The 7,033-nt window shown below is 36.8% G+C and carries 10 protein-coding genes and 2 pseudogenes; all 12 read right to left on the bottom strand.

Annotated features, from left to right (window positions below):
• Positions 1 to 478, bottom strand: a pseudogene (locus tag VQ00_RS16995) (transcriptional regulator); the annotation flags it as partial.
• A gap of 318 nt (positions 479 to 796) precedes the next feature.
• A complete protein-coding gene (locus tag VQ00_RS17000; RefSeq protein ID WP_046181320.1) occupies positions 797 to 1,192 on the bottom strand; it encodes a DUF5412 family protein in 396 nt (131 codons plus the stop codon).
• Positions 1,193 to 1,265: 73 nt separating this feature from the next.
• On the bottom strand, positions 1,266 to 1,829 hold the full coding sequence (locus VQ00_RS17005) for a site-specific integrase (RefSeq protein WP_046181321.1): 564 nt from the start codon (positions 1,827 to 1,829) through the stop codon (positions 1,266 to 1,268).
• A 24-nt stretch (positions 1,830 to 1,853) separates the two neighbouring features.
• Complete coding sequence (locus VQ00_RS18940; protein WP_172645602.1) at positions 1,854 to 2,021, bottom strand: hypothetical protein; 168 nt, start codon at positions 2,019 to 2,021, stop codon at positions 1,854 to 1,856.
• 313 nt (positions 2,022 to 2,334) lie between these two features.
• On the bottom strand, positions 2,335 to 3,012 hold the full coding sequence (locus tag VQ00_RS17010; RefSeq protein ID WP_046181322.1) for an HAD family hydrolase: 678 nt from the start codon (positions 3,010 to 3,012) through the stop codon (positions 2,335 to 2,337).
• 199 nt (positions 3,013 to 3,211) lie between these two features.
• Positions 3,212 to 3,433, bottom strand: a complete 222-nt coding sequence (locus VQ00_RS17015) for a hypothetical protein (RefSeq protein WP_046181323.1) — start codon at positions 3,431 to 3,433, stop codon at positions 3,212 to 3,214.
• Positions 3,434 to 3,654: 221 nt separating this feature from the next.
• Positions 3,655 to 3,951 carry a MafI2 family immunity protein gene (locus VQ00_RS17020; protein ID WP_046181324.1) on the bottom strand — a complete coding sequence of 99 codons (297 nt, stop codon included), beginning with the start codon at positions 3,949 to 3,951 and terminating at the stop codon, positions 3,655 to 3,657.
• 123 nt (positions 3,952 to 4,074) lie between these two features.
• A complete protein-coding gene (locus tag VQ00_RS19570) occupies positions 4,075 to 4,278 on the bottom strand; it encodes a DUF6980 family protein (protein WP_046181325.1) in 204 nt (67 codons plus the stop codon).
• Positions 4,279 to 4,597: 319 nt separating this feature from the next.
• Positions 4,598 to 5,155, bottom strand: a complete 558-nt coding sequence (locus tag VQ00_RS17030; protein WP_046181326.1) for a MerR family transcriptional regulator — start codon at positions 5,153 to 5,155, stop codon at positions 4,598 to 4,600.
• A gap of 279 nt (positions 5,156 to 5,434) precedes the next feature.
• On the bottom strand, positions 5,435 to 5,926 hold the full coding sequence (locus VQ00_RS17035) for a hypothetical protein (protein ID WP_046181327.1): 492 nt from the start codon (positions 5,924 to 5,926) through the stop codon (positions 5,435 to 5,437).
• 19 nt (positions 5,927 to 5,945) lie between these two features.
• Positions 5,946 to 6,158 carry a hypothetical protein gene (locus VQ00_RS17040; RefSeq protein ID WP_046181328.1) on the bottom strand — a complete coding sequence of 71 codons (213 nt, stop codon included), beginning with the start codon at positions 6,156 to 6,158 and terminating at the stop codon, positions 5,946 to 5,948.
• Between the two features lie 369 nt (positions 6,159 to 6,527).
• Positions 6,528 to 7,033: pseudogene (locus VQ00_RS17045) on the bottom strand (hypothetical protein); the annotation flags it as partial.

Genomic DNA, 7,033 nt, shown 5'->3' on the forward strand with positions numbered 1-7,033 from the left:
GCTGTTCTTCCTTACTCTCACAAGGCTTTTCAGCAACTTCGTTTTGGAAATCGTTCTGGAAATCACGTAAATCCAGCATGTTTTCCCAATACTTGTAATACGGGTGCGCCGTAAATAAATGAACGGGAGCCGTCCGGCAGTTTTGATTACTTGGCCGGCGATACACCGTAAAGATCACACCGTCTTCCCGTAATTTTTTTAGGACATTCCGGATCGTTTTTGCTGAAACGCCGTACCGGTTGGCCAGGTACTCATCCTTCGCAAAGACAAATCCACGCTCTGAGGCAAACCAGCACAGCATATCAATTGCTTTGCGTGTCTCTTCCTTCAGGCGCCAGTAGCGTTCGCCATACGCTGCTTCGACCTCTTTTAAAAGCTGTAGTTTTAGGGATTGCTGCTGCTCATGATTCTCTGCATACACCTTGTAGCTCATCATTTTTTTAAATTCGTCTATGGTTGCGATTCTGCTGACTGTCATGATCCTGTCTCCTTTTCGGAAAACAAAAAAGACGCATTTACCGTATGAAAACGGTAAACACGTCTTTTGCATGACTGTAAAAGAGAAACTTTCCCCTTGAAACTTACGTTTAAATGCCGTACAATACAGGCATTAATGTAGTAAGAAAAGGTGAAAGCAAGTGTTTACCGTGGCCCTATCACGGTGGACGGTTATAGAGGATTGCAGTCCTACTATAACGCGCTTTTGCCTTTTTGCTTTTTCCGCTCGATTTAATTGATTCTATTTATAGCAAACTTTCAGAAATTATACAAGACATGGAAGTATTAGATGAATTTTTCATTCATACTTTTTTTCACGTTTCTCTTCCCATTTAGGATCATCTTTCCAAAAATAAACATCCTCTTCTATATTTATCTTTTCTCCGTTAATACTTACTGTCTCCTCGTTGATCCAATCTACATTTGTACGCTCTTCATCATAATTAAAATAAATATTTTTTCTTTCTCGATTTTCATAGACTACTTCGCCTCTCATTTGATGACGGCTTGTAGCACCTCCTTCACTAACTAAATACATTCGAATGACTGATTGTTTGCTCGGTGAAGGTACTTCTTCAACCAGTTCTCCCTTAGGTAAGCTATTCATATCTTGTTGAAGGCTATTAAATATCACAATAAATAAAAGGATCAAAAAAATGCAGCCTAATCCTACAGCAAATAATGTTTTTTTCATTTATTCTCCTTGATAGATCTTTATTTTCTCTCGTTTATTATTTTATTGAAAAAGGGTTACTTGACAAGCCTTTTTATAAAGAAAAATTATCCAATGCTTGATCTACCATATCTTCGCTAATTCCAATATATCGAAGGGTTACAGAAGGTGCCGAGTGCCCAAAAATCTGTTGCAGCATCGCCACGTCCTTTGTCTGCTGGTAAAAGTGATACCCAAACGTTTTACGCATTGTATGAGTACCAATGGCTCCTGTGATGCCACAGGCCCGTGCAGCCCCGTTAACGACCCTCCAAGCGTTTTCTCGCCCGATTGGACCTTTGCCCTTTCGGGAAGGAAAAAGAAGGTCAGAATCGGCCATCTGGCGCGTATATTTCTCGATTTCCTGTTTTAATGCGCCAGTCATGCGAATTTTCCGGATCTTCCCCGTTTTTTTCTCTTTCACACGCAAATGATCGGTATTTCGGACATCCATCACGCGAAGAGACACGATGTCACTAATGCGCAGCCCCGAATTAATGCCGAAGGTAAACAAAAAATAATCCCGGTACGATTGGTGAAGCAGATACTCCTTCATCGCTCTAATTTGTTCTGGATCACGGATCGGATCGACCGTGTTTTGCCCTTGTTTTGCAGCCATAAAAATCCCTCTTTTCAGATATAATTACTCCTTTTCTATTTCTGCTTCACTTATTAACGCACAAAGATAGCCAACTATGTATTCTCTTCTTGTTGTCTCTTCAATATCGTTATTTTCCACAAGGCTATCTATCCCTTTATTAATAATTTCCCATAAAGCAGTACTTTCAAATTTTTCGTATGGGTGTGACATTATAATTTATACCTCCGTTCCGATTTGTTATGTTGCGTTTAATATAACATATATATCCAATATGTTGTATTAAACGAGTAGCTGTCAAACCGAAACAGGCGCCATCCCTTGATAATCCTGGGATGACGCCTGTTTTTTTGTATTCGTTCGAATGCAACATAATAGCAATTATGTTGCATTTGGAAGCGAGTTTTATAGTTCACTTGTTCAACTAACGCCCCCATTAGTGTAAGTACAATTCTTCACAATCTAATTTAGTTTTTAAACGAGATAGCTTACATACATAGTTGAAGAAATAAGCCTTCGTTCGTAGCTATTTGTTTATTAATTGTGTATTTTCCAATTTAGGTAAAATTGTTTTTAATTCAATTAAGTCATCTATTACAATATTAGCCTGAGAAAGTTCATCTTCTTGTGCAAAATCAAAATTACATCCAATTGAAACTAATCCATTATCTTTTGCAGCATTAATATCAGATAAACGGTCTCCAACTACTGCTGCATTAGTAATATCATATTTTTCCAAAATACTCCGAACCAAGTCTGATTTATTCAACGACTCGATTTGTTGAATACTAAATGTTTCAGTAACCCAATTATCCAAATTATAATAACTTACAATTGCTTTTAAATATTCCGTTAAACCATTACTTGCTATGTAAATTGAACAATTATTCTCTTTCAAATAACTGAAAACCTCCTTTACATTAGGGTATAAAGCACCTTTCCCACTTCTTATATTTTCAACTAATCTTTCAAGAAAATAAGCATCAGTCTGTTCTCTTACTTCATTGGAATGATTAGGTAATAAAGTTTCCCATACTTTTGGTAAAGGTATACCCATAATTTCACGGTATTTATCAATTGGAGTTACTGTATCCCATTTATTTAGTGACCGTAAATGGTTAAAGGTATCATCAAGTGATAATTCTAATATCTTATCTGTTTGAAATAGTGTTCCATCCATATCAAAAATTAGTGATTGAGACATTATTTTTCTCTCCCTTTTAAATAACTGATTACATTCAAAGTTTAGCAGAGGAAAGAATATAAATTAACTAATATTTCTTAAACTATTCTGCATCGTTACTTGAATAAGGAAAAAGTGATGCTTCGATATCGAAGCATCGCACCCGATAGTTCAATGACAAAAAGCCGCCTTTGGCTACTGACTCTTGAAGTCGAAAACTTTATAAGAAAGCAACAATCCCAAAAATAAAATATAGTATTGCTCCAATTATTTTCCCTCTGGAGTTTTTATTGAAAACAATGAAGCTCACACAAAGTAATGTAAATAGAGCAAAACCAACAGGTCTTAATTGACCTTCTAACGGTCCAGCCTTATGTAACGTCAAAACTATAATTGAAATTACAGCCAACGGAATATAAAACCAATTGTATTTTGTATTCAAGACTAATCTCCTCTTGGACAAAATTTTCCTCATCTTTTAGTTTTCGCCCTTTTTTTGTTTATCCTTCTTGAATTATCCTGCCCGTTAGCTGAATAAGAAAAGGCTGCCGAAATGACAGCCGAGATATTAAACAAAAGCCCCCGTTAGCCATCCATGCAACACAACCACTGCACCACAGATTATGTAAGGAAACTCGTTCTTACATGGGAGTTTAATAAGAGTTAATCTTGTTCCCATCTTAAAAAAGCCCAAAATTGCAGCATTTCCATTTTTAAAGGGTATGTATGATTTAAATATTCTTCTTCAACAACCTTAATTATGGGGAAATCAGCTACTACCTCAGTACAGGCAATGCTTAATATTTCTTTTTCTTCCTCAGTTGGTTCCCCATCAAAATAACCTTTCCAGTACAGCGTTTCGTTTTCTAATGCTACTGTTAGCCCTCTTAATTTGTTGGGTATTGCACTTAAGAGGGAGTAATGGCAACTAATAATCAAATCATTTATCGCTGGAACCATAGTAAACAAAAGCCTCCATTAGCTTAATTAGAATAAAGCTATCTTACAGTACGGTCAGCTTTAATTGTAAAGTTTTGTGTTAACACTAAGTATAAAAATTTAGCTCCCAACTATTAATTCACTTTATTTCTGCTCTAAATTACTTCCACACCAAGGGCAAAATTGAATGGCAATGACCGAGTTGCCACCATCATGAATAATTAACCCAAAATCCTTTTCCTTCTTGTCGTAATAGATAAGTTGATCTGGACAATCAAAGGGATTTTCATGAATATCACAGTTAAAAGTAGAGTGATATTCTATGTCCTCGCAACAATACATTTTCATTTCTTAAACACCCAACCCATTAGTTAAATAATATTATTAGAATACGTAAAAGTATAAACGTACAACCTGCTTTTTTAGTCAATGCAGCAAGCATTTAACTGGCATTCCATGTGACAAACCAGCTTTTTCAGATGTCACACCGTATGCCAAACAGCCTTTTTTAAGTGGCACACGGTGTGACAAAATCAAAATTTCGTGATATCACGAAAACACTAGGCTCTGCCTAGTCTAACACTGGAAGTGATAGCACGTTTTCCTTATGCTCTTTCTCACTTTAAAAGCCTTAAGCGTTAAAAAACTGCATTTATTTTGCGTGTTGCTATCTCTTCTTTTTGAACCAGTTGAAAATTGATTTTTTTTGATTTTCTTTTTCAGTTGCTGCAGCAATTTCCAAACGTTTTTCTTCTATTTTTTGATTCAGACTTTGCATCAGCATCCGATCGCGCTGCTCAATTGCTTCATTCATTTTCAGCTCCAATGCCTGGAACATTGCTTCACGTTCTTGCTCTACTGCCTTTTGAACGGCCGAATCAATCATTGCTTCTAAATCACGCATGGATAACGCTACATTCTCATCATTTTCGCGTTCATCGAGAATAACGCCTAGCGTTTTTTGAGCGTTTTTTCGCTCGATAAACTTTGCTGCCACAGCTGTGACCGCGTTCTCCATTGAACCGCCGTTATTTAAAATCATTTTACATTCCGATAACGCTTGAATATCGCGTTCATAATAAATGCGCTGCCCTTTAGCATTCCGTTCGAAAAGGTAATGTCGCTTTTCAAGTTCAAGTGACCAGCGCCTTAGAGTATTGGGGTTTACACCTAAGTGAAGTGCGATCTCCTTCGCTAATGTGCCGTATGCTGTTGCGTTTTCCATGCGTTCATTCACCTCTTACTGCCATTCTACATGGGAACATCAAAATCTTTAAGCCTGCTCTTTATATTTCAGAAAAACGGCTGCTGTGATTTCTCAAATAAAAAAACACCTGAAACTATTCAGGCGCTGATTTTTGAGATGCCTTTAGTCAGTCAAATATCTCCGTTCAAATAATCTATAATAAGCGCCTTTCTGCTTGCTTCATCTACTGAAGGTCTTCATCAAATACAGCTTTCATTCGTTCGATAACCAGAGATCTAGCTGTAATTAAGAGAGTTATCATAAATCTGCATGTGGTGAAACAAATGGTTCAACGTAGAGCCCTAATGACTGAACTTTTTGTCTAGCCGTACTGCATTTTTCGGCAGTACCGATATACATATAGTAATCGTATCCAAAATGAACAAAGAATTGTTTTTTATAGCTTAATTTACACCAAATAATTTCTCGTAATGTCAGCTTTGCCAACTCCTTGACTTCCTGCACTGACAAACTTATTCCTATCTGCATTTTTGACATAAATTCAGCTACATCGTATTCTTCGGTTTCGTCGGGCCAATATTCTAACGAGGTTAAACACACAGACTTCAGCTGCATATCTTCCATAAAAGCAGTTATCGCATTAATATAATTCTTTTCTGTATTTAGGTAATCTTCCATACTTACTTTGGTGCCTACTTCAGAAAAACTTGTCCATTCATCTTGATCAATATAGCTACCATCAGCATGTCTATTTAGTGGATTATATTTTGTCACTCTCCATGAAAACAATTGATTTTCCACCTTCCAATTATTCTGTTATGAACCATAAAACTCCTATACAAATTATAAAAGGAACTGCAAAAAGAAAAGCTATCAAGAGACCATATTTATTTTCACCTTTAAATTCTTCTTTTAATTTTTGGTTTCTTTTTTCGGCTGCTTCTTTGCTTCGTGAAGTCCAAATCAAATAACCAATAAAATAAAAAACGAGGAGAAGGGCTACAACAAGGCTAGAGCTCATAATATTATTTCATTTCTCCTTATCAATTTGGTTTTAAAGTGAGAAAGAGCATAAGGAAAACGTGACCCCACTTTCCGTGTGGTACTAGGCAGAGCCTAGTGTTTCCGTGGGTACATGAAATTTCTATTTTGGCAAAAAATTTGACACTTAAAACAGGGGTGCTGTCAAAATTTTTGACAGCAAATTCAGCCATCTGGCAAACTTTTTGACACCTAAAATAAAACGGCATAGCTAAAAAAAGAACGCAAAAGAACAGCATTTGCTAGAAAAAGACACCGTTCTTTTCAGAAGCAGACACAATAGCTGCCTGCATTTTTCGACTTCCCTACAGAACGGTTTTCTCTTTTTCTAGCAACGGTTTTGGATGATTCAGTAGGGAAGTTCCTCAATCAAATAATCCAGATTCCGTTCTTCTTTCGCCATTAATTCTTGAACTTCTGTACGCCAATTCTTCGTGCTGCCGGCTGGTTCTTCTTCCTGATCTTCAAGCCAGTTAAAGATAGACGGGTGGCTAGAAAAAGTCTCCTGGCGTTTTTGGTATGTAAACATTTTAAGCAGGGTTCCGTAGAAATAGCCTTTAAAATCCTTTCGGATCTTCCGGTGTTTCAGGGCATAAACAGACTGTTTCAGCGCATCAATCACTAATTCCGTGTACTGTTCCAATTCATGCAGCAAATCAAACTGGCGATACACAAGGGCAGCTTTTTTCCAAAGGTCATAAATGTCTTCTGCATCATCAAAGAAAGGCTTCGCCGTTTTCACAAATTCATCTGGAACCACTTTCGGTGTAAAAGACGAATTTAGACGATCCTTCTTACGTAAGATCTTTAAAAGATTTTTATTAAAAGATAAATACTTGGTAGGAACATTTTTTG

It is taken from the genome of Domibacillus tundrae (genome assembly GCF_000970675.1).
Taxonomy (GTDB): Bacteria; Bacillota; Bacilli; order Bacillales; family Domibacillaceae; genus Domibacillus; species Domibacillus tundrae.